This window comes from Algoriphagus hitonicola (assembly GCF_900113375.1).
In the GTDB taxonomy this organism is placed as follows: Bacteria; Bacteroidota; Bacteroidia; order Cytophagales; family Cyclobacteriaceae; genus Algoriphagus; species Algoriphagus hitonicola.
The window spans coordinates 1-1,525 of record NZ_FOPC01000031.1; the positions used below are offsets into that span (position 1 = coordinate 1).

The following is a 1,525-nucleotide window of genomic DNA, read 5'->3' on the forward strand; positions in this document are numbered from 1 at the left end:
AAGTTCATTGACATATTGCGTAGAAACTGTAACAGTAGGGATACCGTGAGGTATCTTTGAGAAAGTAAAGAGTAAGTGAATAAGGGCGCACGGGGGATGCCTAGGCTCTCAGAGGCGAAGAAGGACGTGATAAGCTGCGAAAAGCCGCGGGGATCGGCCCATACGAGTTGATCCGCGGATGTCCGAATGGGGCAACCCAGCCGATTTATCGGTTATTCCGCAAGGAAGGCGAACGTGGGGAACTGAAACATCTAAGTACCCACAGGAGGAGAAAACAACAGTGATTCCGTGAGTAGTGGCGAGCGAAAGCGGATTGGCCCAAACCGGACATGTTACGGCATGTTCGGGGTTATAGGACCTGCAAGATTGAGAGAAATCCGACGAGAACGGCATGGGAAGGCCGACCGCAGGGGGTGAGAGTCCCGTATTGGAAGGATTTTGATTGAGGCGGGTATCCTGAGTAGGTCGGGACCGGAGGAATCCCGATTGAATTTGCCGGCACCATCCGGTAAGGCTAAATACTCCTGAGAGACCGATAGTGAACTAGTACCGTGAGGGAAAGGTGAAAAGTACTCCGAATAGGAGGGTGAAATAGAACCTGAAACCGTGCGCTTACAAGCGGTCGGAGCCCTTAAGTGGGGTGACGGCGTGCCTTTTGCATAATGAGCCTACGAGTTACTCCTCTCCGGCAAGGGTAAGGCATTGAGTGCTGTACCCGGAGCGAAAGCGAGTCTGAAAGGGCGTTTGAGTCGGAGGGGGTAGACGCGAAACTTGGTGATCTACCCATGGCCAGGTTGAAGTGACGGTAACACGTCATGGAGGACCGAACCGATAAGCGTTGAAAAGCTTCCGGATGAGCTGTGGGTAGGGGTGAAAGGCTAATCAAACCGAGAAATAGCTCGTACTCCCCGAAATGTTTTTAGGAACAGCGTCGGGAATTGTATGTCGGAGGTAGAGCTACCGATAGGACTAGGGGGAGTCACATCCTACCAAATCCTGACGAACTCCGAATGCCGACATACAGAACCGGCAGTGAGGGCTGGGGTGCTAAGGTCCCAGTCCGAGAGGGAAAGAACCCGGACCTTCCGCTAAGGTCCCCAAATTTAGGTTAAGTTGAACAAAGGTGGTCCAGTTGCAGAGACAGCCAGGAGGTTAGCTTGGAAGCAGCTATTCCTTTAAAGAGTGCGTAACAGCTCACTGGTCGAGCGACAGGGCGTCGATAATAATCGGGCATCAAACCTAATACCGAAGCGAAGGATTCGACCCCGCACATGCGGGGCGAGTGGTAGGGGAGCATTCCAACGGCGGCGAATGCGGCGCGTGAGCGTTGCTGGAGCTTTTGGAAAAGCAAATGTAGGCATAAGTAACGATAAGGCGGGCGAGAAACCCGCCCACCGCAAGACCCAGGTTTCCTGATCAACGCTAATCGGATCAGGGTTAGTCGGGGCCTAAGGCGAACCCGAGAGGGGTAGTCGATGGACAACGGGTTAATATTCCCGTACTGTTCATACAGGTGACGGAGTGA

At 53.2% G+C, this 1,525-nt stretch carries 1 rRNA gene; it reads left to right on the forward strand.

Annotated elements, in window-relative coordinates:
- Positions 1-69: 69 nt before the first annotated feature.
- Positions 70-1,525 (forward strand): 23S ribosomal RNA (locus BM043_RS19270); the annotation flags it as partial.